At 55.2% G+C, this 23,781-nt stretch carries 24 protein-coding genes; 15 read left to right on the forward strand and 9 right to left on the reverse strand.

Features of this window, described 5'->3' with window-relative positions:
* Positions 1 to 245 precede the first annotated feature (245 nt).
* Positions 246 to 2,525 carry an NADP-dependent oxaloacetate-decarboxylating malate dehydrogenase gene (maeB, locus tag BJP35_RS19015; protein ID WP_014171100.1) on the forward strand — a complete coding sequence of 760 codons (2,280 nt, stop codon included), beginning with the start codon at positions 246 to 248 and terminating at the stop codon, positions 2,523 to 2,525.
* 18 nt (positions 2,526 to 2,543) lie between these two features.
* On the opposite strand, the gene hemF is transcribed toward maeB, so the two are convergent.
* Both hemF and amiA read right to left on the reverse strand, forming a co-directional pair.
* Positions 2,544 to 3,443, reverse strand: a complete 900-nt coding sequence (gene hemF, locus BJP35_RS19020; RefSeq protein WP_025203494.1) for an oxygen-dependent coproporphyrinogen oxidase — start codon at positions 3,441 to 3,443, stop codon at positions 2,544 to 2,546.
* On the reverse strand, positions 3,443 to 4,318 hold the full coding sequence (amiA, locus tag BJP35_RS19025) for an N-acetylmuramoyl-L-alanine amidase AmiA (protein WP_014171098.1): 876 nt from the start codon (positions 4,316 to 4,318) through the stop codon (positions 3,443 to 3,445). The genes hemF and amiA overlap by 1 nt, the downstream gene beginning before the upstream one ends.
* A 212-nt stretch (positions 4,319 to 4,530) precedes the next feature.
* On the opposite strand from amiA, the gene BJP35_RS19030 reads away from it, so the two are divergent.
* The 10 genes from BJP35_RS19030 to pdxK all read left to right on the forward strand — a co-directional run bounded on the left by BJP35_RS19030 (position 4,531) and on the right by pdxK (position 12,870).
* A complete protein-coding gene (locus BJP35_RS19030; protein WP_020883079.1) occupies positions 4,531 to 4,956 on the forward strand; it encodes a GNAT family acetyltransferase in 426 nt (141 codons plus the stop codon).
* Positions 4,943 to 5,392: a DUF2919 domain-containing protein gene (locus BJP35_RS19035; RefSeq protein ID WP_047743031.1), complete on the forward strand. Its 450-nt coding sequence runs from the start codon at positions 4,943 to 4,945 to the stop codon at positions 5,390 to 5,392. Before BJP35_RS19030 ends, BJP35_RS19035 begins: the two co-directional genes overlap by 14 nt.
* 63 nt (positions 5,393 to 5,455) lie before the next feature.
* Positions 5,456 to 6,031 carry an RpoE-regulated lipoprotein gene (locus BJP35_RS19040; protein ID WP_020883081.1) on the forward strand — a complete coding sequence of 192 codons (576 nt, stop codon included), beginning with the start codon at positions 5,456 to 5,458 and terminating at the stop codon, positions 6,029 to 6,031.
* A 92-nt stretch (positions 6,032 to 6,123) separates the two neighbouring features.
* Complete coding sequence (locus BJP35_RS19045) at positions 6,124 to 7,023, forward strand: Dyp-type peroxidase (protein WP_020883082.1); 900 nt, start codon at positions 6,124 to 6,126, stop codon at positions 7,021 to 7,023.
* 175 nt (positions 7,024 to 7,198) lie between these two features.
* Complete coding sequence (locus tag BJP35_RS19050) at positions 7,199 to 8,212, forward strand: sulfate ABC transporter substrate-binding protein (protein WP_047743027.1); 1,014 nt, start codon at positions 7,199 to 7,201, stop codon at positions 8,210 to 8,212.
* Positions 8,212 to 9,045 carry a sulfate/thiosulfate ABC transporter permease CysT gene (gene cysT / locus BJP35_RS19055; protein ID WP_020883084.1) on the forward strand — a complete coding sequence of 278 codons (834 nt, stop codon included), beginning with the start codon at positions 8,212 to 8,214 and terminating at the stop codon, positions 9,043 to 9,045. The genes BJP35_RS19050 and cysT overlap by 1 nt, the downstream gene beginning before the upstream one ends.
* Positions 9,045 to 9,920, forward strand: coding sequence for a sulfate/thiosulfate ABC transporter permease CysW (gene cysW / locus BJP35_RS19060; RefSeq protein ID WP_020883085.1), 876 nt, complete (start codon positions 9,045 to 9,047; stop codon positions 9,918 to 9,920). The genes cysT and cysW overlap by 1 nt, the downstream gene beginning before the upstream one ends.
* The gene (cysA, locus tag BJP35_RS19065; protein ID WP_047743026.1) at positions 9,910 to 11,004 is read left to right on the forward strand and encodes a sulfate/thiosulfate ABC transporter ATP-binding protein CysA; all 1,095 of its coding nucleotides are present in this window, start codon (positions 9,910 to 9,912) and stop codon (positions 11,002 to 11,004) included. Before cysW ends, cysA begins: the two co-directional genes overlap by 11 nt.
* Before the next feature lie 112 nt (positions 11,005 to 11,116).
* Entirely contained in the window at positions 11,117 to 12,028 is a 912-nt protein-coding gene (cysM, locus tag BJP35_RS19070) for a cysteine synthase CysM (RefSeq protein WP_014171089.1), read from the forward strand.
* A 5-nt stretch (positions 12,029 to 12,033) separates the two neighbouring features.
* The gene (pdxK, locus tag BJP35_RS19075; RefSeq protein ID WP_086463485.1) at positions 12,034 to 12,870 is read left to right on the forward strand and encodes a pyridoxine/pyridoxal/pyridoxamine kinase; all 837 of its coding nucleotides are present in this window, start codon (positions 12,034 to 12,036) and stop codon (positions 12,868 to 12,870) included.
* A 44-nt stretch (positions 12,871 to 12,914) separates the two neighbouring features.
* Here pdxK and crr read toward each other — a convergent pair whose 3' ends face one another.
* From crr to cysZ, 5 genes are all read right to left on the reverse strand, one after another.
* Positions 12,915 to 13,424 (reverse strand): PTS glucose transporter subunit IIA, encoded by a 510-nt coding sequence (gene crr / locus BJP35_RS19080; RefSeq protein WP_003861316.1) that lies wholly within the window; start codon positions 13,422 to 13,424, stop codon positions 12,915 to 12,917.
* A 40-nt stretch (positions 13,425 to 13,464) separates the two neighbouring features.
* A complete protein-coding gene (gene ptsI / locus BJP35_RS19085) occupies positions 13,465 to 15,192 on the reverse strand; it encodes a phosphoenolpyruvate-protein phosphotransferase PtsI (RefSeq protein ID WP_014171087.1) in 1,728 nt (575 codons plus the stop codon).
* Positions 15,193 to 15,236: 44 nt separating this feature from the next.
* Positions 15,237 to 15,494 carry a phosphocarrier protein Hpr gene (ptsH, locus tag BJP35_RS19090; protein ID WP_000487600.1) on the reverse strand — a complete coding sequence of 86 codons (258 nt, stop codon included), beginning with the start codon at positions 15,492 to 15,494 and terminating at the stop codon, positions 15,237 to 15,239.
* 317 nt (positions 15,495 to 15,811) lie between these two features.
* Entirely contained in the window at positions 15,812 to 16,783 is a 972-nt protein-coding gene (gene cysK, locus BJP35_RS19105; protein ID WP_020883087.1) for a cysteine synthase A, read from the reverse strand.
* A gap of 163 nt (positions 16,784 to 16,946) precedes the next feature.
* A complete protein-coding gene (gene cysZ, locus BJP35_RS19110) occupies positions 16,947 to 17,708 on the reverse strand; it encodes a sulfate transporter CysZ (protein ID WP_047743023.1) in 762 nt (253 codons plus the stop codon).
* Positions 17,709 to 17,938: 230 nt separating this feature from the next.
* Between cysZ and zipA the strand changes: the two genes are divergently transcribed.
* The 3 genes from zipA to BJP35_RS19125 all read left to right on the forward strand — a co-directional run bounded on the left by zipA (position 17,939) and on the right by BJP35_RS19125 (position 21,227).
* A complete protein-coding gene (zipA, locus tag BJP35_RS19115; protein WP_020883089.1) occupies positions 17,939 to 18,925 on the forward strand; it encodes a cell division protein ZipA in 987 nt (328 codons plus the stop codon).
* 69 nt (positions 18,926 to 18,994) lie between these two features.
* Positions 18,995 to 21,010 carry an NAD-dependent DNA ligase LigA gene (ligA, locus tag BJP35_RS19120; RefSeq protein ID WP_025203500.1) on the forward strand — a complete coding sequence of 672 codons (2,016 nt, stop codon included), beginning with the start codon at positions 18,995 to 18,997 and terminating at the stop codon, positions 21,008 to 21,010.
* A gap of 1 nt (position 21,011) precedes the next feature.
* Positions 21,012 to 21,227: a DUF3820 family protein gene (locus BJP35_RS19125; protein ID WP_014171082.1), complete on the forward strand. Its 216-nt coding sequence runs from the start codon at positions 21,012 to 21,014 to the stop codon at positions 21,225 to 21,227.
* Here BJP35_RS19125 and BJP35_RS19130 read toward each other — a convergent pair.
* The gene (locus tag BJP35_RS19130) at positions 21,224 to 22,219 is read right to left on the reverse strand and encodes a bile acid:sodium symporter family protein (RefSeq protein ID WP_014171081.1); all 996 of its coding nucleotides are present in this window, start codon (positions 22,217 to 22,219) and stop codon (positions 21,224 to 21,226) included. The genes BJP35_RS19125 and BJP35_RS19130 overlap by 4 nt on opposite strands.
* Before the next feature lie 89 nt (positions 22,220 to 22,308).
* Here BJP35_RS19130 and BJP35_RS19135 point away from each other — a divergent pair, with 89 nt between their 5' ends.
* Positions 22,309 to 23,244 (forward strand): LysR family transcriptional regulator, encoded by a 936-nt coding sequence (locus tag BJP35_RS19135; RefSeq protein WP_014171080.1) that lies wholly within the window; start codon positions 22,309 to 22,311, stop codon positions 23,242 to 23,244.
* Here BJP35_RS19135 and BJP35_RS19140 read toward each other — a convergent pair.
* Positions 23,241 to 23,582, reverse strand: coding sequence for a FlxA-like family protein (locus BJP35_RS19140; RefSeq protein WP_020883093.1), 342 nt, complete (start codon positions 23,580 to 23,582; stop codon positions 23,241 to 23,243). The two genes, BJP35_RS19135 and BJP35_RS19140, sit on opposite strands and share 4 nt — an antisense overlap.
* Positions 23,583 to 23,781: the final 199 nt, after the last annotated feature.

Consider the following 23,781-nt stretch of genomic DNA (forward strand, 5'->3'; position numbering starts at 1 on the left):
TTCACACTTCTGCGAAAATCATGATGGACTTAACAAAAAAGCATAGCAGACGGGGGAGGCATTGCTTTCTGAGACGGGTAACATGGCTGTTATAAATTGATAACAATTTTTATTCTGCAATGGTGAGAGTTTGGCAGCCTTCAAAGTTTATGTGGCTGCCTGCGGCGATACTAGGCGGCACACCAGGGTGTGCTTCAGGATCGCAAACGTCACCCTTTTGACCGATACGTGAAAGGAAAAATAAGATGGATGATCAGTTAAAACAGAGTGCTCTCGATTTCCACGAGTTCCCTGTCCCAGGTAAAATTCAGGTCTCCCCGACAAAACCGCTGGCGACTCAGCGCGATCTGGCGCTGGCCTACTCGCCCGGCGTCGCGGCGCCGTGCCTCGAAATCGAAAAAGATCCGCTGGCAGCCTATAAATACACCGCGCGTGGCAACCTGGTCGCCGTGATCTCTAACGGGACGGCGGTGCTGGGATTAGGCAATATTGGTGCGCTGGCCGGTAAGCCCGTGATGGAAGGCAAGGGCGTTCTGTTCAAGAAATTTGCCGGTATTGACGTGTTCGATATCGAAGTGGATGAGCTCGATCCTGATAAATTCATCAATGTGGTTGCCGCGCTGGAACCGACCTTCGGTGGGATCAACCTCGAAGACATCAAAGCGCCGGAATGTTTCTATATCGAGCAGAAACTGCGCGAGCGTATGAACATTCCCGTGTTCCATGATGACCAGCACGGTACTGCGATTATCAGCACCGCGGCCATTCTGAACGGTCTGCGTGTGGTTGAGAAAAATCTCTCTGACGTGCGTATGGTGGTCTCCGGTGCAGGCGCGGCGGCAATCGCCTGTATGAACCTGCTGGTGGCGCTGGGCATGCAGAAGCACAACATTGTGGTCTGCGACTCCAAAGGCGTTATCTACAAGGACCGTGAGCCGAACATGGCGGAAACCAAAGCGGCCTACGCGGTAGAAGACGACGGTAAACGCACGCTGGAGGACGTGATTGACGGCGCGGATATCTTCCTTGGCTGTTCAGGCCCGAAAGTGCTGACCCAGGAGATGGTGAAGAAAATGGCGCGTGCGCCAATGATTCTGGCGCTGGCAAACCCGGAACCGGAAATTCTGCCGCCGCTGGCAAAAGCCGTGCGTGAAGATGCCATTATCTGTACCGGTCGTTCCGATTACCCGAACCAGGTGAACAACGTTCTCTGCTTCCCGTTCATCTTCCGCGGGGCGCTGGACGTGGGCGCGACGGCGATCAACGAAGAGATGAAGCTCGCGGCCGTTCATGCCATTGCGGAACTGGCGCACGCCGAGCAGAGCGAAGTGGTCGCCTCGGCGTATGGTGACCAGGATCTGAGCTTTGGCCCGGACTACATCATTCCAAAACCATTCGACCCGCGTCTGATTGTCAAAATCGCCCCGGCGGTTGCTAAGGCGGCAATGGACTCCGGCGTGGCGACGCGCCCCATCAAAGATTTCGATGCTTACGTCGATAAGCTCACCGAGTTTGTCTACAAAACCAACCTGTTTATGAAGCCCATTTTCTCCCAGGCGCGTGCCGACGCGAAACGCGTGGTGCTGGCGGAAGGGGAAGAGGCGCGCGTTCTGCATGCCACGCAGGAGCTGATCACCTTAGGTCTGGCGAAGCCAATCCTGATCGGTCGTCCGAGCGTTATCGAGATGCGTATCCAGAAGCTGGGGCTGCAGATCAAAGCGGGTGTGGATTTTGAGATCGTTAATAACGAATCCGATCCGCGCTTTAAAGAGTACTGGAACGAATACTACGCGATCATGAAACGTCGCGGGATCACCCAGGAGCAGGCGCAAAAGGCCGTGATCAGCAACACGACGGTGATCGGGGCGATCATGGTCCACCGCGGTGAAGCGGATGCGTTGATCTGCGGCACGATCGGTGATTACCACGAGCACTTCAGCGTGGTGCAGGAGATCTTCGGCTATCGCGAAGGGGTCCACACCGCCGGGGCGATGAACGCGCTGCTGCTGCCAAGCGGCAACACCTTTATTGCCGACACCTACGTTAACGACGATCCGAGCCCGGAAGAGCTGGCGGAGATCACCGTGATGGCGGCAGAAACCGTGCGTCGCTTTGGTATTGAACCGAAGGTAGCGCTGCTGTCGCACTCCAACTTCGGTTCGTCGAAATCAGCGGCGGCGTGCAAAATGCGCCAGACGCTGGAGCTGGTTCGCCAGCGTGCGCCGGAACTGATGATTGACGGCGAGATGCACGGTGATGCTGCGCTGGTGGAGAGCATTCGTAACGAACGCATGCCGGACAGTCCGCTGAAAGGTTCTGCAAACGTGCTGATTATGCCGAACGTGGAAGCGGCCCGCATCAGCTACAACCTGCTGCGTGTCTCCAGCTCTGAAGGGGTCACCGTAGGACCGGTGCTGATGGGCGTGGCGAAGCCAGTGCACGTGTTGACGCCGATTGCTTCGGTGCGTCGTATCGTGAATATGGTGGCACTGGCGGTGGTTGAAGCGCAGACGCAGCCGCTGTAAGCGCTGCGCCTGCCGGCATTACACCCAGTCCCGAATCGTAATAAAGTCTTTCAGGGCAGCCTCCGGGCTGCCTTCTTTTGGCTCGTAGCTGTACTCCCAGCGAACCAGCGGCGGCATCGACATCAAAATGGACTCCGTGCGCCCGCCGGTCTGCAGGCCAAACAGCGTACCGCGATCCCATACCAGGTTGAACTCTACGTAGCGCCCACGGCGGTAAAGCTGGAACTCGCGCTCGCGCACGCCGTAGTCGGTATCTTTACGTCGCGCCACGATCGGCAGATAGGCCCCGGTATACCCTTCACCTACCGCCCGCATAAAGCTGAACGCGGTATCAAAATCTGGCGTGTTGAGATCGTCAAAGAACAGCCCGCCAATGCCGCGCTGCTCATCGCGGTGCTTCAGATAAAAATAGTCATCGCACCATTTTTTAAATTTCGGGTAGATGTCGTCCCCAAACGGCTGACAGAGATCGCGTGCGGTGGTGTGCCAGTGCACGGCATCTTCTTCAAACCCGTAGTAGGGCGTTAAGTCAAAACCGCCGCCAAACCACCAGACCGGATCGGCCCCGGGTTTTTCAGCAATGAAAAAGCGCACGTTGGCATGGCTGGTCGGCACATACGGGTTGTGCGGATGAACCACCAGCGATACGCCCATTGCTTCGAAGCTGCGGCCTGCCAGTTCTGGTCGATGAGCCGTGGCGGAAGCGGGCATCGCGTCTCCGTGGACGTGGGAAAAATTGACGCCAGCCTGCTCAAAGATGCCACCGTTACGCAGCACGCGGCTGCGTCCGCCGCCACCGGCTTCGCGCTGCCAGCTATCTTCCTGAAATTCACCGCCATCTGCGGCGGCCAGTTTCTGGCAAATCTCATCCTGCAGCTGCAGCAGGAATGTTTTTACCAGCTGTGCATTGGGTTTCATCAACGTTTCCTGGAGTGCGCTTTCTGGTTATCGAACCAGTTGAAGTAACTGATTATGCCTGAGGCGATGGCGTTGGCGATCTTCTGGCGAAACGCGGTGGTGCCGAGCAGGCGTTCTTCCTCCGGGTTGGTGATGAACGACGTCTCCACCAGCACGGACGGAATTGACGGCGACTTAAGCACCACGAACGCCGCCTGTTCGGTGCTCCTGCTGTGCAGGCGATGCACCGGTTTAATCTTCTTCAGAATATGCGAGCCGAGCGTCAGGCTGTTTTTAATGGTGTCCGTCTGAACGAGGTCAAACAGCACCTGCTGTAACAGATGATCTTTGTCGGTGGCTTTTTTCCCCGCAACCTCATCCGCCCGGTTTTCACGATCGGAGAGATATTTCGCCATGGCGCTACTCGCCCCACGGTTGGAGAGGGCGAACACCGAAGCCCCCGCCGCCGACGGGTTGGTAAAACCGTCCGCGTGAATCGACATAAACAGATCGGCACCGTGCTGGTGGGCGATCTCTACGCGGTCGTACAGCGGAATAAACGTGTCGCCAGAACGCGTCAGGCGGGCGTCAATGCCATTGCTGCGTAAAATTGCGCGCACATTTTTTGCAATCGCTAACACGACATGCTTTTCTTTCGCACCGTTTTTACCAATAGCGCCGGTATCAATTCCGCCGTGACCGGGGTCCAGCATGACCAGACGCTTCGCGCCCGGCTTTTTCGATTTCGGTTTACTGTGTCCGTTACTGGTTTTGAGCGTGCTCTCTTCTTTAGCCTGAGCCTGCTGTGCGATGCCCGTTAACGTTAAGGCCGCCAGCCCCGCTTTGAGAACCTGACGACGCGATGTGAGTGCTTTTAATGGTTTGAATGTGCTCATGCGGCCTGAATTGTAAAAATTGGGGTCCTGGTGTTATATCGTATCGTGATTAGCGTTACGACAGTCCTTATTGAGAATTGTTTTACTTTTCATTTCAATACGTGACAAAGTGACATTATGCCAAATTTTGGCGAGTTTTTCCCCGGTTATTGGCTAAACGCGATGTTCACGCCATAATCACTGTTTTTAAACCCGAAAAGGCGGTTAATACCATGGAGATACGCGTTTTTCGCCAGGAAGATTTCGAAGAGGTGATCACCCTTTGGGAGCGCTGCGATCTGCTGCGTCCGTGGAACGATCCGGAAATGGATATTGAACGTAAGCTGAATCACGACGTCAGTCTGTTTCTGGTGGCAGAAGTCAACGGCGAGGTGGTGGGAACAGTGATGGGCGGGTACGACGGCCATCGCGGCTCGGCCTATTATCTGGGCGTGCACCCGGAATTTCGTGCGCGCGGCATCGCCAATGCGCTGCTCAATCGGCTGGAAAAGAAACTCATTGCCCGCGGCTGCCCGAAGATTCAGATCATGGTGCGGGAAGATAACGACGTGGTGCTGGGCATGTATGAACGTCTGGGTTATGAACACGCGGACGTACTGAGCTTAGGTAAGCGCCTGATAGAAGATGAAGAGTACTGAGATCCATCCGGCAGATTATGATGCGCAAGGGCGTGTCAGGCTGCCCTTTTTGTTCTGGTGCGTTTTGCTGCTGCAGGCCCGTACCTGGGTGCTGTTTGTGATGGCCGCCGCGTCGCGCGGGCAGGGCGATACCCTTCTGACGCTCTTTTATCCCGATCACGATGCCTTCTGGCTCGGCTTGCTGCCGGGCGTGCCGGCAGTGATGGCGTTTTTATGCAGCGGGCGACGGCATACGATCCCGCGCCGGTGGGGTGCGCTTCGCTGGCTGCTGATCCTCGCTCAGCTTGCGCTGCTCGTCTGGCAACCGGTGCTCTGGTGGAGCGGTGAACCGCTTACGGGGATCGGTATTGCGCTGCTCGTGGCGGATATCGTGGCGCTGCTGTGGCTGCTGACGAATCCCCGCCTTCGCGCCTGTTTTACGCATCAGGAAGATTAACCTGGCACTTTTTGCCGATACCGCACTCCAACAAGCGTTGATTTAACACGTAAGGACGTTTCAATGAAATCGCTGCGTTTACTTTTATGCGCTCTCCCGCTGGCGTTAACCGGCTGTTCAACGCTCTCATCAATTAACTGGTCTGCGGCCTATCCGTGGAACTGGTTTGGCTCTTCAACGGAAGTGACCGAGCAGGGCGTGGGGAAAATTACCGCCGCGACGGCACTGGATCAGGACGCCCTTCAGGATGCACTGGGTGGCGGTTATCGCCTGCGCAGCGGCATGAAAACAGAAAACGGCAATATCGTGCGTTATTTCGAAGCGCTGAAGGGTGACACGCTGGCGCTGGTGATTAACGGTGATAAAGGCACGGTAAACCGCATTGCTGTGATGGACGACGACATCCCAACCGAAAGCGGTGTGAAAGTGGGAACCCCGTTTAGCGAACTCTATAAACAGGCCTTCGGCAACTGCACCAGTGCCCCGTCTGACGACGGCGTGGCGGTGGAATGTAAAGCGCAGGGCAGCCAGCACATCAGCTATCTCTTCACCGGTACCTGGAGTGGTCCGGAAGGTTTAATGCCGTCTGACGACACGCTGAAAAGCTGGAAAGTGAGCAAAATTATCTGGAAGCAGTAATTTGCGCCTGAACAAACCGTCTCGCTGAAATACGGGTATAATAGCCGCCATCAATGCCACGCTGACGTGGCATCTTTATTTCAGGAGGAGCGATGTCTCAGGTTCAGAGTGGCATTTTGCCAGAACATTGCCGCGCGGCGATTTGGATTGAAGCCAATGTTAAAGGGGATGTGGATGCCCTGCGTGCGGCCAGTAAAGCGTTCGTTGATAAGCTGGCCACCTTCCAGGCCAAATTCCCGGACGCCCACCTGGGCGCGGTCGTTGCCTTTGGTCATAACGTCTGGCGTCAACTGAGCGGTGGCGAAGGCGCCGAAGAGCTGAAGGATTTTATCCCTTACGGTAAAGGCCTGGCACCCGCAACGCAGTTCGACGTGCTGATCCACATTCTTTCGCTGCGTCATGATGTGAACTTCTCCGTTGCCCAGGCGGCGGTTGCGGCTTTTGGTGACAGCATTGACGTTCAGGAAGAGATCCACGGTTTCCGTTGGGTGGAAGAACGCGACCTGAGCGGCTTCGTTGACGGAACTGAAAACCCGGCGGGTGAAGAGACGCGTCGTGAAGTGGCGGTGATCAAAGACGGCGTCGACGCGGGCGGCAGCTATGTGTTCGTCCAGCGCTGGGAGCACAACCTCAAGCAGCTGAACCGCATGAGCGTGCATGACCAGGAAATGATGATTGGCCGTACGAAAGAGGCCAACGAAGAGATCGACGGCGATGCCCGTCCTGTCACCTCTCACCTGAGCCGCGTTGACCTCAAGGAAGACGGGAAAGGTCTGAAGATTGTTCGCCAGAGCCTGCCATACGGCACAGCAAGCGGTATCCACGGTCTTTACTTCTGTGCGTACTGCGCGCGCCTGCATAACATCGAACAGCAGCTGCTGAGCATGTTTGGCGATACCGACGGCAAGCGCGACGCCATGCTGCGCTTCACCAAACCGGTGACCGGCGGCTACTACTTCGCCCCGTCCGTCGAGCGTCTGCTGGCGCTGTAAGTGCTTTCCACCCTCTCCCGCACGGAGAGGGCTGGGGTGCGGACCACGACGGGCTGCACCCTTATTCTCTTTTCTGCTTGTAAATCACCAAACGGTATATAAAACCGTTACTCCTTTCGTCCTCGTTATAAATATTATGACTATAAGATAGTCATCACATTTATAAGGGTGCGCAATGGCCGTTACTGTACTGAAAAAAGGATCGCTGGCACTGGCAGGTTTGCTGCTGGTGGCACAGGCGCAGGCTACTGAGCTGCTGAACAGTTCGTATGATGTTTCCCGCGAGCTGTTTGCCGCCCTTAACCCACCGTTTGAACAGCAGTGGGCGAAAGACAACAACGGCGACAAGCTGACCATTAAACAGTCACACGCAGGGTCGTCCAAGCAGGCGCTGGCCATTCTCCAGGGGCTGAAAGCGGATGTGGTGACCTATAACCAGGTCACTGACGTGCAGATCCTGCACGACAAAGGCAAACTGATCGCCGCTGACTGGCAGAGTCGTTTGCCGAACAACAGCTCGCCGTTCTACTCCACCATGGGTTTCCTGGTGCGTAAGGGCAACCCGAAAAATATCCACGACTGGAATGACCTGGTGCGTTCCGACGTGAAGCTGATTTTCCCGAATCCAAAAACCTCCGGTAACGCGCGCTATACCTATCTGGCAGCGTGGGGCGCGGCGGACAAAGCTGACGGTAACGATAAAGCGAAAACCGAGCAGTTCATGACCCAGTTCCTGAAAAACGTCGAGGTGTTTGATACCGGCGGTCGCGGCGCGACCACAACCTTTGCAGAGCGCGGCCTGGGCGATGTGCTGATCAGCTTTGAGTCGGAAGTGAATAATATCCGCAAACAGTACGACGCGCAGGGCTTCGAGGTCGTTATCCCGAAAACCAATATCCTCGCCGAGTTCCCGGTAGCGTGGGTAGATAAAAACGTGCAGTCCAACGGCACAGAGAAAGCGGCAAAAGCTTACCTCAACTACCTGTACAGCCCACAGGCGCAGACGATCATTACCGATTACTACTACCGCGTGAATAACCCGGATGTGATGAACAAACTGAAGGATAAATTCCCGCAGACCGAGCTGTTCCGCGTGGAAGACCATTTCGGCTCCTGGCCTGATGTCATGAAAACGCATTTTGCCAGCGGCGGTGAGTTAGACAAATTGCTGGCGGCGGGGCGTAAGTAATGTTTGCAGTCTCTACCAGACGTGTGCTGCCGGGCTTTACCTTAAGCCTTGGGACCAGCCTGTTGTTCGTCTGCCTGATCTTATTGTTGCCGCTCAGCGCGCTGGTGATGCAGCTTGCGCAAATGAGCTGGGCGCAGTACTGGGAAGTGATAACCAACCCGCAGGTCGTCGCAGCCTATAAAGTGACGCTGCTGTCGGCGTTTGTGGCGTCCATTTTTAACGGGGCCTTTGGCCTGCTGATGGCGTGGATCTTAACCCGCTACCGTTTCCCGGGCCGTACGCTGCTCGACGCGTTAATGGACCTGCCGTTTGCGCTGCCGACGGCGGTGGCGGGGTTAACCCTTGCCTCGCTCTTTTCCGTGAACGGGTTTTACGGTGAGTGGCTGGCGAAGCTTGATATCAAAGTGACCTATACCTGGCTCGGTATCGCGGTCGCGATGGCCTTTACCAGCATTCCTTTTGTTGTACGCACCGTGCAGCCAGTGCTCGAAGAGTTAGGTCCTGAATACGAAGAAGCGGCGGAAACGCTGGGTGCCACGCGCTGGCAAAGCTTCCGCAAGGTCGTCCTGCCTGAGCTTTCTCCGGCGCTGCTGGCCGGTATCGCGCTGTCGTTTACCCGTAGCCTCGGTGAGTTCGGCGCGGTTATTTTCATTGCCGGGAACATTGCGTGGAAAACCGAAGTCACCTCGCTGATGATTTTTATCCGCTTGCAGGAGTTTGATTACCCGGCGGCGAGCGCGATTGCCTCGGTCATTCTTGCCGCATCGCTGCTGCTGCTCTACTCAATTAACACTCTGCAAAGTCGCTTTGGTCGACGCGTGGTAGGTCACTGATGGCGGAAGTTACTCAATTGAAGCGATACGACGCTCCCCGTATCAACTGGGGAAAATGGTTTCTGATTGGTACGGGCGTGCTGGTGTCCGCCTTCATTCTCGTCGTGCCGACGATTTATATTTTTGTTCAGGCGTTCAGCAAGGGGTTGATGCCCGCGCTGGAAAACCTGGCGAACCCGGATATGCTGCACGCCATCTGGCTGACCGTACTGATTGCGCTTATCACGGTGCCGGTCAACCTGGTGTTCGGTACGCTGCTGGCCTGGCTGGTAACGCGCTTTAACTTCCCGGGACGTCAGCTGCTGCTGACCCTGCTGGACATCCCGTTTGCCGTGTCGCCGGTGGTGGCCGGTCTGGTTTATCTGCTCTTCTACGGCTCTAACGGCCCGCTGGGCGGCTGGCTGGATGAGCATAACCTGCAGGTCATGTTTGCCTGGCCGGGCATGGTGCTGGTCACGGTGTTTGTAACCTGTCCGTTTGTGGTGCGCGAACTGGTCCCGGTGATGTTAAGCCAGGGCAGCAACGAAGATGAAGCGGCAATTCTGCTGGGCGCATCCGGCTGGCAGATGTTCCGCCGCGTGACGCTGCCGAATATTCGCTGGGCGCTGCTCTATGGCGTCGTGCTGACCAATGCCCGCGCTATTGGCGAGTTCGGTGCAGTTTCGGTCGTCTCGGGCTCTATTCGCGGCGAAACGCTGTCGTTACCGTTACAGATTGAATTACTGGAACAGGACTACAACACCGTCGGTTCCTTTACTGCCGCAGCGTTACTGACGCTGATGGCGATTTTGACCCTGTTTTTGAAGAGTGTGGTGCAGTGGCGTTTAGAGAACCAGGAAAAACGTCAGCACCAGGAGGGAAATCATGAGCATTGAGATTGCCAATATTAAGAAGTCTTTTGGTCGCACCCAGGTGCTGAATGATATCTCGCTGGATATCCCTTCCGGACAAATGGTGGCACTGCTCGGGCCGTCTGGCTCGGGTAAAACCACGCTGCTGCGCATTATCGCCGGGCTTGAGCATCAGACCAGCGGACATATTCGTTTTCACGGTACCGACGTAAGCCGTTTGCACGCCCGCGACCGTAAAGTGGGCTTTGTGTTCCAGCATTACGCGCTGTTCCGCCATATGACCGTGTTCGATAACATCGCTTTCGGTCTGACCGTGCTGCCTCGCCGCGAGCGTCCGGATGCGGCCACCATCAAAGCGAAAGTGACCAAACTGCTGGAGATGGTACAGCTTGCGCATCTGGCTGACCGCTTCCCGGCGCAGCTTTCCGGCGGCCAGAAGCAGCGCGTTGCGCTGGCGCGGGCCCTGGCCGTTGAGCCGCAAATTCTGCTGCTGGATGAGCCGTTTGGCGCGCTGGATGCGCAGGTGCGTAAAGAGTTACGCCGCTGGCTGCGTCAGCTGCATGAAGAGCTGAAGTTCACCAGCGTCTTCGTCACCCACGATCAGGAAGAGGCGATGGAAGTCGCGGACCGCGTGGTGGTGATGAGTCAGGGGAACATCGAGCAGGTTGATGAGCCAGAGCAGCTCTGGCGTGAACCGGCGACCCGATTTGTCCTCGAGTTTATGGGCGAAGTTAACCGGCTGCAGGGCACCATCCGCGGTGGGCAATTCCACGTGGGCGCACACCGCTGGCCGCTGGGATACACCTCCGCACATCAGGGGCCGGTCGATCTGTTCCTGCGTCCCTGGGAAGTGGACGTGAGCCGCCGGACGAGTCTGGATTCACCGCTGCCGGTGCAGGTGCTGGAAGCTAGCCCTAAAGGGCACTACACCCAATTGGTGGTACAACCGCTGGGCTGGTATACCGAGCCGCTGACGGTGGTGATGCATGATGACGAGCCGCCGTACCGGGGCGAACGCCTGTTTGTTGGGCTGCAGCATGCCCGTATTTATCATGGCAATGAGCGCATAGAGACGCGCGAGGATATTGCTCTGGCGGAGTCAGCCTGATAGGTTAATGACACGTAGTTTGACCGGAGGCGCTGCGCTTAGCCGGTCTGGAATATGATCTCCGTATGCCCGGAGCGCTGCGCGCCACCGGGCTTTTTATTGGACAGCGATCTTGAACACATTAGAACACACCATCGGCAACACCCCTCTGGTCAAACTTCAGCGCATGGGGCCGGACAACGGCAGCGAAATCTGGGTCAAACTCGAAGGCAATAACCCTGCCGGTTCGGTGAAGGACCGGGCTGCGTTGTCCATGATTGTGCAGGCCGAAAAACGCGGTGAAATTCAGCCCGGCGACGTGCTGATTGAAGCCACCAGCGGTAACACCGGTATTGCGCTGGCAATGATTGCCGCGCTGAAAGGCTATCGCATGACGTTGCTGATGCCCGATAATATGAGCCAGGAGCGCCGTGCGGCGATGCGCGCCTATGGTGCCGAACTGATTCTGGTCTCTAAAGAAGAGGGGATGGAAGGGGCGCGCGACCTGGCGCTAGCCATGGCCGAACGCGGTGAAGGCAAACTGCTCGATCAGTTTAATAACCCGGATAACCCGTACGCTCACTACACCACTACCGGTCCGGAAATCTGGCAGCAGACCAACGGGCGCATCACTCACTTCGTCTCCAGCATGGGCACGACAGGGACCATTACCGGCGTATCCCGTTTTCTGCGCGAGCAGGAAAAGGCGGTAACGATTGTGGGTCTGCAGCCGGAAGAGGGGAGCAGCATACCGGGTATTCGCCGCTGGCCGGCGGAATACATGCCGGGCATTTATAACGCCCAGTTGGTGGATCAGGTGCTGGATATTCATCAACGCGAGGCGGAGAATACGATGCGTGAACTGGCCGTGCGTGAAGGTATCTTCTGCGGGGTCAGCTCGGGTGGCGCGGTAGCGGGAGCATTGCGTGTTGCGCAGGCACATCCCGGGGCTGTCGTGGTGGCGATTATCTGCGACCGCGGCGATCGCTATCTTTCTACCGGCGTCTTTGGTGAAGAGAGTTATACGCAGGGGGCGGGGATTTAAGCGTCATGGAGATGATTTTATTCCGGGATAACACCCGGGCGCAGCAAACCGATATTGTCGCGGTACAGTCGCAGGTGGTTTACGGCAGCGTGGGGAACAGCATTGCGGTGCCGAACATTCGTACCCACCGGCTGACCGTCACTGCCGTGCCGACCGTGCTGTTCAGCAACACGCCGCACTACGATACCTTTTACGGTGGCGTGATCCCCGATGAGTGGTTCAGCGGGTATCTTAAGGCGCTGGAAGAGCGCGAGATCCTGCGCGAGCTTAAAGCCGTTACCACGGGCTACATGGGCAGCGCCAGCCAGATAAAATGCCTGGCGCAGTGGCTCACCGCGATCAAAGCGCAGCATCCTGACCTGCTGGTGTTGGTTGACCCCGTTATTGGCGATATTGACAGTGGGATGTATGTGAAACCTGATATCCCTGAAGCGTATCGGGAGTACCTGCTGCCACTGGCGCAGGGGATCACGCCTAACGTCTTTGAGCTGGAAGTGCTAAGCGGCAAACCGTGTCGTACGCCTGAAAGTGCTATAGCGGCAGCGCAGGGGTTACTTTCCGACACGCTGAAATGGGTGGCCATTACCAGTGCGCCGGTGGCGGACGATCCGGAGAATATTCACGTGGTGCTGGTTACCCGAGACGGTGTCACCGTCAGTGCGCATCCGCGTGTTGAAACGGACCTGAAAGGCACGGGCGATCTCCTCTGTTCAGAGCTGGTAAGCGGGATCGTTGAGGGCAAAACCGTTGCCGATGCGATTCGCATGGCCGGAGACCGCGTCACAGATGTGATGATTTATACGCAGTCGAAAGGCTACGACGAGCTTATCCTGCCCGCATAAACAAAAATGGCGCCCGAAGGCGCCATTTTTCTGTGCGGCAAGAATTACTTCTTGATGCGGATAACCGGGGTTTCACCCACGGTGACGCTGCCAGACAGTTTGATCAGTTCTTTGATTTCGTCCATGTTGGAGATAACAACCGGCGTCAGGGTAGACTTGGCTTTTTCTTCCAGCAGTGGCAGATCGAATTCAATGACCGGGTCGCCAACTTTAACACGCTGGCCTTCTTCCGCGATACGTTTGAAGCCTTCGCCTTTCAGTTCAACGGTGTCGATACCGAAGTGAACGAACAGTTCGATACCGCTATCAGATTCGATAGAGAACGCATGGTTGGTTTCAAAAATTTTACCGATGGTGCCGTCAACTGGAGCAACCATTTTGTTGCCAGTTGGTTTGATAGCAATGCCATCACCAACGATTTTCTCAGCAAACACTACATCCGGCACGTCTTCGATGTTGACGATCTCGCCGGAGAGCGGAGCAACAATCTCAATAGTTCCGGAGTCTTTCTTATCATCAGAAACCAGAGATTTCAGTTTATCGAACAAACCCATGATCTTCTCCTAAGCAGTAATTTGGGCCGCATCTCGTGGATTAGCAGATTGTTTTTTCTTCAATGAACTTGTTAACCAGCGTCATTAACTCGTCCGTTGTCGGTTGAGCAAGAGCCTGCTCTGCTAACACCTTCGCATCTTCGAAGTTCGTGTTACGGATAATCTTCTTAATGCGCGGGATGGAAATGGCGCTCATAGAGAATTCGTCCAGACCCATACCCAGCAACAGAAGTGTAGCACGTTCGTCGCCTGCAAGCTCACCACACATGCCAGTCCATTTACCTTCTGCATGAGAAGCATCAATAACTTGCTTGATCAAGTTCAGTACGGACGGTGACATTGGCTGGTAGAGATGTGAAATCATATCATTACCACGGTCAACTGCCAGGGTGTACTGCGTTAAATCATTGGTACCGATACTAAAGAAATCAACTTCTTTGGCTAAATGACGCGCAATGGTCGCCGCCGCAGGTGTTTCCACCATCACGCCGATCTCAATTGACTCGTCAAATGCTTTACCTTCGTCGCGCAGTTCCTGTTTGTAGATTTCGATCTCTTTCTTCAGTGCACGCACTTCTTCAACAGAGATGATCATCGGGAACATGATGCGCAGTTTACCGAAAGCAGACGCACGCAGGATAGCGCGAACCTGATCGCGCAGGATCTCTTTACGATCCATCGCGATACGAATCGCACGCCAGCCCAGGAACGGGTTCTCTTCTTTCGGGAAGTTCATGTACGGCAGCTCTTTGTCGCCACCGATATCCATGGTACGGACGATAACCGCCTGAGAGCCACACGCTTCAGCCACAGCTTTGTACGCAGCAAACTGTTCTTCTTCAGTTGGCAGCGCGTCACGGTCCATGAACAGGAATTCAGTACGATAGAGACCCACACCTTCCGCGCCGTTGCGCTCAGCGCCATCGACGTCACGTACGGTACCGATGTTTGCGCACACTTCAACCTGATGACCGTCCAGAGTGATGGCAGGCAGGTCTTTCAGCTTAGCGAGTTCCGCTTTTTCAGTCGCAACCTGCTCCTGAACCGCGCGCAGTTTTTCGATCTCTTCGTTAGTTGGGTTGACGTAAACCACGTTGTTTACGGCATCCAAAATCAGATAATCGTCGTTTTTGACCTGAGAGGTGACGCTACCGGTACCCACAATGGCAGGCAGTTCCAGAGAACGCGCCATGATAGAGGTGTGGGAGGTACGCCCGCCCGCGTCAGTGATGAAACCGAGGACCTTTTTCAGGTTCAACTGTGCGGTTTCAGACGGGGTCAGATCGGCGGCAACCAGGATGACTTCATCCTGAATAGCGCTCAGGTCGATAATGGCCAGACCCAGGATGTTGCGCAGCAGGCGCTTACCGATGTCACGTACGTCAGCCGCACGCTCTTTCAGGTATTCATCATCCAGTTCTTCCAGGGCAGTTGCCTGACCTTCGATAACTTCATGCGCAGCAGCGTCTGCCGTCATGCTTTTATCTTTAATCAGGGCTATGATTTCCTGCTCCAGCTCCTCATCTTCGAGCAGCATGATGTGCCCTTCGAAGATGGCTTCTTTTTCTTCACCGAAAGTTTCGCCAGCTTTAGTCTTGATTGCTTCCAGTTGCGCAGATGCCTTGGCACGACCGCTCAGAAAACGTTCAACTTCCTGATCAACCTTGTCGGCAGAAATTTTTTTCCGGTCGATGACGATCTCGTCTTCTTTCAGCAGCAGTGCTTTGCCGAAAGCGATACCCGGGGATGCTAAAATGCCTGAAATCATAACCCTACCTTACTTGTGACTGATATTTAAAAGAACCCGGAAACTTACTCGAGCTCAGCCATCAGTTTTACCAGATGCTCAACTGCTTTCTGCTCGTCTTCACCTTCAGCAGAGATGGTGACAACGGTACCCTGAGTCAGACCCAGAGTCTGCAGTTTGAACAGGCTTTTTGCGCTGGCGCTTTTGCCGTTGGAAGTCACAGTGATTTCAGAAGTGAAGCCTTTCGCTTCTTTAACAAACTGAGCAGCAGGGCGGGTGTGCAGACCGTTCGGAGCGGTAATGGTAACTTCTTGCTGGAACATTGTATTTCCCCAACTTATAGGTTTAGTGTTGTGGAACTAAAGTCTAGCCTGGCGACTTAACTTTAGCCTGTATTGTTAGCGCTGACGTTTCGATCGTCATTAAACATTATGCAGCGAAAGCAAGACTTGAACCAAATCATAAAATCGATTCAGCAAGGCTATTTCGTTCACTGATTAATTTCACGCATCAAAATAATTGCTGGTTTAAATACCAGACCCAACGGGGTGAATCAATGCCAGGAGGGGTAAAACTTTGAAGCAGGCCACAAAAAAGCACCCAAAAAGGTGCTTTTTTACGCGTTATTAACATGCTGGCATTACTGTTGCAGTTCTTTTTCAGTGAACAGATCGGCAAACAGTGCGGTGCTCAAGTAACGCTCACCCGATGAAGGCAGGATAACCACAATATTCTTATTGGTAAAGGCCTCATCTTCCTGAAGTTTGAGCGCTGCCGCAACAGCAGCACCGGAAGAGATGCCCGCCAGAATACCTTCCTCGTCCATCAGACGACGTGCGGTAGAGATAGCTTCTTCGTTGGTGATGGTCACCACTTTATCAATAAGCTTCAGATCCAGGTTGCCCGGAATGAAGCCGGCACCGATACCCTGAATTTTATGTGGGCCGGGTTTGATCTCTTCGCCCGCCAGCGCCTGGGTGATCACCGGCGAGTCGGTTGGTTCCACGGCAACGGTAATCAGGTCTTTTTTACCTTTTGTGCCTTTTATATAGCGCGACACGCCAGTCAGGGTTCCGCCGGTGCCTACACCGGAGATAAATACATCAACCTGACCGTCGGTATCTTCCCAAATTTCCGGGCCGGTGGTCTTTTCGTGAATTTCCGGGTTCGCCGGGTTGCTGAACTGCTGCAGCAGCAGATATTTCGCCGGATCGCTGGCAACAATCTCTTCTGCTTTCTGAATCGCACCCTTCATGCCTTTGGCACCTTCGGTCAGCACCAGATTCGCGCCCAGCGCTTTCAGCAGTTTGCGACGTTCGATGCTCATGGTTTCAGGCATGGTCAGCGTCAGTTTATAACCGCGCGCCGCCGCAACATAGGCCAGTGCGATACCGGTGTTACCGCTGGTCGGTTCAACCAGCTCAACGCCTGGCTTCAGCACGCCACGTTTTTCAGCATCCCAAATCATATTTGCACCGATACGGCACTTCACGCTGAAGCTCGGGTTACGTGATTCGACCTTCGCCAGAATGCGTCCATTACCGATACGGTTCAGTCGAACCAGGGGCGTATGACCGATAGTCAGCGAGTTGTCTTCATAAATCTTACTCATGGCCTGTCCTTAACTGTATGAAATTGGGATACCGTCCCAGCATACCTGTTGAACAGGTAGGGGGAAGTAAGGAATTCGCATATCTATATACTGCAAGGAAATAATGGGGATCAGTATGGAATAAGGGGCGGCATAAGCCACCCCCTTTTTACACATTTTTGCATTACTTCCATAACGCGTGCTTAGCACGGTAGCAGTCAACCCACATCGCCGTTGCGCCGCAAACGGCGACCGGCATGATGAACAGGTTGAGCACCGGGATCATGGTGAACAGGCTGGTCAGCGCCCCGAACTGCATATTCGCGACTTTTTGCGTGCGCAGGGCGTTGCGCATCGTTTTGAACGGCACCTTGTGGTTATCGAACGGATAATCGCAGTACTGGATTGCCAGCATCCAGGCGCTGAACAGGAACCACAGCACCGGGGCCACCGTCTGACCGACGCCAGGGACAAAATAAAGGATAAGCAGCACAATGGCGCGGGGAAGATACCAGGCAAACTTCTGCCATTCGCGCTTCATGATGCGTGGGATATCTTTCATGATCCCCAGCATGCCCGTATCCGGCGGCGTTGCACCGGTAAGACGTGCTTCCAGCTGTTCTGCCAGCAGGCCGTTAAACGGCGCAGCTATCCAGTTTGCAATCGTCGAGAAGAAGTAGCCGAACACCAGCAGCACGGAGATAACCGCTACCGGCCAGAGCAGGTAGTTCAGCCACTGCAGCCAGTCCGGCACATGGCTCATCAGCGAAGGGATCCAGCTCTCCAGTCTGGTGAACAGCCACCAGAACGCGCCGCCCATCAGGATAATGTTAATCAGCAACGGCAGAATGACGTAGCGACGAATCCCCGGCAGTGAGACCAGTTTCCAGCCCTGAGAAAAATACCAGACGCCGCTGCGCGGGGGAGAAGATGATGTTGAAACCATAACCAGGCTGTACTCCTTTTTTCACAACCAGTGGAATTGCCCGCCTATATTATCCACTTACGGACCAATGACCAGTTCGGAAATGTTCGAAAAAACAGCAAAAAGCACGATTTAGTTCATCTTTATGCTGTGAATGCTCTGCACACACTTGCACTTGACGTAAACGGCAAATACTCTTAGTGAGTAAATGTTTGCCGTGGTGGCAAGGTGTTAGAACAACAGAGAATATAATGATGCAGGATTTGCGTCTGATATTAATCATTGTTGGCGCGATCGCCATAATCGCTTTACTGGTACATGGTTTCTGGACCAGCCGTAAAGAGCGTTCCTCTATGTTTCGCGATCGCCCACTGAAGCGCATGAAGTCCAGTCGTGATGACGATGACAGTGAAAATGACATCGACGGAAGCGACGACGACGGCGTGGGTGAAGTTCGTGTTCATCGGGTCAATACTGCGCCCGGCGCGGCTCATGGGGAGCATGAAGCCCCTCGTCAGCCTCCGCAGCACCAGTATCAACCGCCGTATGCTTCTGCACAGCCGCGCCAGCAGGCGCCGCAGCCTGGAGAAGAGCCGGTGCGTCAGCCGCCGCAACAGCCTGTCCATCAGCAGCCTGCTGCGCCACAGCCGGTTCAGCAACAGCCTGTGCAGCAACCTGCGCCACAACAGCCTGCACAGCCGGTACACCAACCGCAGCAGCCTGTTCACGTGCAGCCTGCACCTCAGCCTGCGCCGGCCCCGCTCGTTGAACCAGAGCCCGTGGTTGAGCCAGAACCGGTTGTTGAAAAACCGCAGCGTAAAGAAGCGGTCATCATCATGAACGTGGCTGCGCATCATGGCACCCACCTGAATGGCGATGTCCTGCTTAACAGCATTCAACAGGCAGGCTTCAAGTTTGGCGACATGAATATTTTCCATCGTCACCTGAGTCCTGACGGTAGCGGTCCGGCGCTGTTTAGCCTGGCCAATATGGTCAACCCTGGCACCTTTGACCCGGAAATGACCGGTGATTTCGTGACGCCGGGTGTCACTATCTTCATGCAGGTGCCGTCCTACGGTGATGAACTGCAAAACTTTAAGCTGATGCTGCAGTCCGCACAGCACATTGCTGACGAAGTCGGTGGTGTGGTGCTCGACGATCAGCGTCGTATGATGACGCCGCAGAAACTGCGCGAGTATCAGGACCGCATCCGCGAAGTTAAGGAAGCCAACGCGTAATCATCGCGTTTACATCGACTCCTCCTCAACCCCCGCATGTCGGGGGTTTTTTCTCATTGATGGTGTGATATGGACTCAATCGAACAACAACTCACTGAACTGCGAACCACGCTTCGCCATCATGAATACCTCTATCATGTTATGGACGCGCCGGAAGTGCCGGATGCGGAGTATGACCGTCTGATGCGCGAGTTGCGCGAGCTAGAGGCGCAGCACCCGGAATTGATTACGCCCGACTCACCCACGCAGCGCGTGGGTGCGGAGCCGCTGGGTGCTTTCAGTCAGGTACGTCATGAAGTCCCAATGTTGTCTCTGGATAACGTCTTTGATGAAGAGAGCTTCCTCGCGTTTAACAAGCGCGTGCAGGATCGCCTCAAAAGCAGCGACTCCCTGACCTGGTGCTGCGAGTTGAAGCTGGATGGTCTGGCGGTCAGCCTTCTCTATGAAAACGGTGTGCTGGTGCGTGCCGCGACGCGGGGTGATGGTACGACGGGTGAAGACATTACCACCAACGTACGCACCATCCGTGCGATCCCGCTGAAGCTGCAAGGGGATAATATTCCAGCCCGACTGGAAGTGCGCGGTGAAGTATTCCTCCCGCAGGCGGGCTTCGAGAAAATCAACGAAGAGGCGCGCCGTACCGGCGGGAAAGTGTTTGCTAACCCGCGTAATGCGGCGGCAGGCTCCTTGCGCCAGCTTGATCCCCGTATCACCGCGAAGCGACCGCTTACTTTCTTCTGCTATGGCGTCGGGATTCTGGAAGGCGGTGAACTGCCGGATACCCATCTCGGACGTTTATTGCAGTTTAAAGCGTGGGGCCTGCCGGTGAGTAACCGTGTTCAGCTGTGCGACTCCCCGGAAGCCGTGCTGGCGTTCTACCACAAAGTGGAAGAAGACCGCCCGACGCTTGGTTTTGATATTGATGGCGTGGTTATCAAGGTTAACTCACTTGCGCTGCAGGAGCAGTTAGGCTTTGTGGCGCGCGCGCCACGCTGGGCAGTGGCGTTTAAATTCCCGGCGCAGGAGCAGATGACCTTTGTCCGTGACGTGGAGTTCCAGGTGGGCCGTACGGGCGCGATTACCCCGGTTGCCCGTCTGGAACCGGTGCAGGTTGCTGGCGTGCTGGTGAGTAACGCCACGCTGCATAACGCCGATGAAATTGAACGTCTCGGCCTGCGCATTGGTGACAAAGTGGTGATTCGTCGCGCGGGCGATGTTATCCCGCAGGTGGTGAACGTGGTTGAGTCAGAGCGTCCTGACGATACGCGCGCTATCGTGTTCCCGACGCATTGCCCGGTATGTGGATCTGACGTTGAGCGCGTTGAAGGTGAAGCGGTGGCTCGCTGTACGGGGGGCTTAATCTGCGGGGCACAACGTAAAGAGTCACTGAAGCACTTCGTTTCCCGTCGGGCGATGGACGTCGACGGAATGGGTGACAAAATTATCGATCAGCTGGTTGAGAAAGAATATGTTCATACGCCTGCAGATCTCTTCAAACTGACCGCGGGTAAACTCACGGGTCTTGATCGCATGGGACCGAAGTCGGCCCAGAATGTGGTTAATGCCCTGGATGCTGCCAAAGAGACGACTTTTGCCCGATTCCTTTATGCGCTCGGTATTCGCGAAGTGGGCGAAGCCACGGCGGCGGGGCTGGCGGCGTATTTCGGTACGCTGGAAGCTCTGGAAAAAGCGAGTATTGACGAGCTGCAGAGAGTCCCGGACGTGGGAATTGTCGTCGCGACGCATGTCTTTAACTTCTTTGCCGAAGAGAGCAACCGCGAGGTGATCGGCAAGCTGCTGGAAGAGGGCATCAGATGGCCGGCTCCGGTCGTGGTCAACGCTGACGAGATCGACAGCCCGTTTGCCGGCAAAACGGTCGTGCTGACCGGCAGCCTGAGCCAGCTTTCACGTGATGATGCTAAAGCGCGACTGGTTGCGCTGGGCGCAAAAGTGGCAGGCAGCGTGTCGAAGAAAACCGACCTGGTTATTGCCGGGGAAGCCGCCGGTTCGAAGCTTGCTAAAGCTCAGGAGCTGGGCATTGAGGTTATCGACGAAGCGGAAATGATGCGCCTGTTAGGAGAGTAACGTGGAGAAAGAGCAGCTCGTTGAGATCGCCAACACGGAGATGCCATTCGGTAAATATAAAGGCCGCAGGCTGATTGATTTACCGGAAGATTATTTGCTGTGGTTTGCCCGCAAAGATGGGTTCCCGGCTGGACGACTGGGTGAGCTGATGGCTATCACGTTACTGATTAAAACCGAGGGGCTGACGCAGTTGGTTCAGCCCCTGAAACGTCCTTAAGCTTTCGCGGCGCGGGTCTCTTCCTGCGCCTGTTTTTCCGTCTGGCGTTTGTAACGACGCGCCAGCACCGCGCAGACCATCAGCTGGATCTGATGGAAAATCATCAGTGGCAGTACCATCATCCCTATCATTGAGGTCGGGAAGAGAATGTTTGCCATAGGAATGCCGTTCGCCAGGCTCTTCTTCGAGCCACAGAAGACAATGGTAATTTCATCGGCTTTGTTGAAGCCGCACTTGCGGGCCACAAAGACGTTTACGCCAATCACAATCGCCAGCAGAACAAGGCTGACCACCACGATAAACAGCAGCGAGCCTGCGCCCACCTTATGCCAGATGCCATTCACAACCGCTTCACTGAAGGCCGAATAGACCACCAGCAGAATCGACGACTGGTCGGTTTTTGAGATCCATTTTTTGTGCTTTGCAACAAACGCGCCCGTCCACGGACGAGAGAGATGACCCAGCACAAACGGCAACAGCAGCTGCAGACAGATTTTACCTACCTGTTCCAGGTTACCTTCCGCGCCGTGCATGTTCATCAGCAGACCCACCAGCAGCGGCGAAACGAAAATCCCTAACAGGCTGGATGCCGACGCTGAACAGACTGCGGCTGCGACGTTACCGCCCGCCAGAGAGGTAAACGCGATAGCGGACTGCACGGTGGCCGGCAGAATGCACAGATACAGGAAGCCGGTATAAAGGGCCGGGTCGACATTCACCGGCGCCCACCATGCGAACAGCACGCCGAGTACAGGGAAGAGGATGAACGTGCTGCACATCACCCACAGGTGCAGTCGCCAGTGGCTCCCCCCCGCAATAATGGCTTCGCGCGAGAGCTTTGCGCCGTGCATAAAGAACAACAGCGCGATGGCCGCGGTCGTCAGTCCTTCAAAAAAAGGAACGAACCCGCCCCGCGCGGGGAAGAAGGAGGCCAGTAATACCGTGACAACCAGAGTAAGCGTAAACGGATCAAGAATACGAAATAGTTTCATAATGACTCCTGAAAACAGATATCGCTATTGTGCTTTTTTCCATTTGAGAAATAAAATTGATTTATTGCATCCATTCATGAATTAAACAGATGAATTATTCCTTACGCCAGCTTCGCATCTTCGTCACCGTAGCCCATGCCCGCAGCTTCAGTCGGGCAGGGGAGATCATCGGCCTGAGCCAGTCCGCGGTAAGCCACAGCGTGAAAGAGCTGGAGAGCCAGACGGGTGTCCGGTTGCTTGATCGCACCACGCGTGAAGTCGTGCTCACGGAAGCCGGACAGCAGCTGGCTCAGCGCCTTGAACGGCTGCTGGACGAACTCAACAGTACGCTCAGAGATGTAGGTCGACTGGGGCAGCAGCTGTCGGGTACCGTGCGGGTTGCGGCCAGCCAGACGATATCCGCGCACCTTATCCCGCAGTGTATTGCGGAGGGTAATCATCGCTATCCGGATATCGATTTTGTTTTGCATGACAGGCCGCAGCAGTGGGTGCTGGAGAGCATCCGTCAGGGCGATGTGGATTTTGGTATTGTTATCGATCCTGGTCAGGTGAGTGACCTGGAGTGTGAAATTGTGCTGTCTGAGCCGTTTCTGTTGCTTTGCCGGGACGACGATCCGCTAGCCGCGCAGCCGTCTGTTCACTGGCAGGCGTTGCAGGGAGCGAACCTGGTATTACAGGATTATGCCTCAGGCAGCCGTCCGCTGATTGATTCTGCGCTGGTGACGCAGGGCGTTAAGGCGACCATTGTGCAGGAGATTGGACACCCGGCAACGCTGTTTCCCATGGTGGAGGCAGGCATAGGGATCAGTGTATTACCCGCCCTGGCGCTCCCTTTGCCGCAGGGAAGCCGTCTGGTCGTGAAGCGACTGACGCCTGCTATTGAGCGAAAACTGATGCTGGTACGGCGAAAAAACCGTTCGCTCTCCGGGGCTGCGCAGGCTATCTGGGAAGTGGTGCGTATCCAGGCGCAACGATTAACCGAGGCCCGTATACGCGATCCACTGTTTAACTCAACAGAGCGTTAGACGTAGATGTCTATTTGATGATTGTCTGATGCGTTCTTCGGACCTTCCACGTTGACCAGACTTTGCTCTTGTTTCTTCTGGGCTTCTTCCGCCTGCTGGCGCTGCAGCTGTGCGAGCTGTGCCTGCAGCACTTTGATTTGCACCTGGATAAGCTCCTGCTGTTTCTTCTTCTCTTCCGCACTGCCGGAACCGTTCGCAACCTCTTTTAACTGTTGAGTCAGCTTGGTTATCTTGTCAGTGATACGGCTGATCTGGGCAGCGATATCGTTGCCGCCGGAAGAACGACTCCCGCCACCGCTGGTTTGAATGGGCTGGGTTGTAGCCTGAATGGTCGTCATACTTTTTCCTCTCGCTGTAAAACAGAGGTATCGGCGCCAACGCAATTAGCTTGAGCAAAACTGCCATATCTGGCAGGGAAAGGTATTGATACCAAATCAGTATTGATGGTGCAGAGAAAGTGTATTGGAGGTAACCCGCAGGCTCCAGATATAAGACTAAGGTCATGCGATCGGTGATATCGCGATCTTAATTCTCAAG

Source organism: Enterobacter sp. J49 (genome assembly GCF_002148625.1).
GTDB classification, from domain to species: Bacteria; Pseudomonadota; Gammaproteobacteria; order Enterobacterales; family Enterobacteriaceae; genus Enterobacter; species Enterobacter ludwigii.

Bases quoted from the DNA above. Each gene is read 5' to 3' on its own strand.
- zipA (WP_020883089.1), top strand. From the start codon at position 17,939: ATGATGCAGGATTTGCGTCTGATATTAATCATTGTTGGCGCGATCGCC.
- crr (WP_003861316.1), bottom strand. From the start codon at position 13,424: ATGGGTTTGTTCGATAAACTGAAATCTCTGGTTTCTGATGATAAGAAA.
- ligA (WP_025203500.1), top strand. From the start codon at position 18,995: ATGGACTCAATCGAACAACAACTCACTGAACTGCGAACCACGCTTCGC.
- ptsI (WP_014171087.1), bottom strand. From the start codon at position 15,192: ATGATTTCAGGCATTTTAGCATCCCCGGGTATCGCTTTCGGCAAAGCA.
- amiA (WP_014171098.1), bottom strand. From the start codon at position 4,318: ATGAGCACATTCAAACCATTAAAAGCACTCACATCGCGTCGTCAGGTT.
- maeB (WP_014171100.1), top strand. From the start codon at position 246: ATGGATGATCAGTTAAAACAGAGTGCTCTCGATTTCCACGAGTTCCCT.
- BJP35_RS19040 (WP_020883081.1), top strand. From the start codon at position 5,456: ATGAAATCGCTGCGTTTACTTTTATGCGCTCTCCCGCTGGCGTTAACC.
- pdxK (WP_086463485.1), top strand. From the start codon at position 12,034: ATGGAGATGATTTTATTCCGGGATAACACCCGGGCGCAGCAAACCGAT.
- cysT (WP_020883084.1), top strand. From the start codon at position 8,212: ATGTTTGCAGTCTCTACCAGACGTGTGCTGCCGGGCTTTACCTTAAGC.
- BJP35_RS19135 (WP_014171080.1), top strand. From the start codon at position 22,309: ATGAATTATTCCTTACGCCAGCTTCGCATCTTCGTCACCGTAGCCCAT.
- cysA (WP_047743026.1), top strand. From the start codon at position 9,910: ATGAGCATTGAGATTGCCAATATTAAGAAGTCTTTTGGTCGCACCCAG.
- BJP35_RS19130 (WP_014171081.1), bottom strand. From the start codon at position 22,219: ATGAAACTATTTCGTATTCTTGATCCGTTTACGCTTACTCTGGTTGTC.
- BJP35_RS19050 (WP_047743027.1), top strand. From the start codon at position 7,199: ATGGCCGTTACTGTACTGAAAAAAGGATCGCTGGCACTGGCAGGTTTG.
- cysZ (WP_047743023.1), bottom strand. From the start codon at position 17,708: ATGGTTTCAACATCATCTTCTCCCCCGCGCAGCGGCGTCTGGTATTTT.
- BJP35_RS19035 (WP_047743031.1), top strand. From the start codon at position 4,943: ATGAAGAGTACTGAGATCCATCCGGCAGATTATGATGCGCAAGGGCGT.
- cysW (WP_020883085.1), top strand. From the start codon at position 9,045: ATGGCGGAAGTTACTCAATTGAAGCGATACGACGCTCCCCGTATCAAC.
- ptsH (WP_000487600.1), bottom strand. From the start codon at position 15,494: ATGTTCCAGCAAGAAGTTACCATTACCGCTCCGAACGGTCTGCACACC.
- BJP35_RS19045 (WP_020883082.1), top strand. From the start codon at position 6,124: ATGTCTCAGGTTCAGAGTGGCATTTTGCCAGAACATTGCCGCGCGGCG.
- BJP35_RS19140 (WP_020883093.1), bottom strand. From the start codon at position 23,582: ATGACGACCATTCAGGCTACAACCCAGCCCATTCAAACCAGCGGTGGC.
- cysK (WP_020883087.1), bottom strand. From the start codon at position 16,783: ATGAGTAAGATTTATGAAGACAACTCGCTGACTATCGGTCATACGCCC.
- BJP35_RS19030 (WP_020883079.1), top strand. From the start codon at position 4,531: ATGGAGATACGCGTTTTTCGCCAGGAAGATTTCGAAGAGGTGATCACC.
- hemF (WP_025203494.1), bottom strand. From the start codon at position 3,443: ATGAAACCCAATGCACAGCTGGTAAAAACATTCCTGCTGCAGCTGCAG.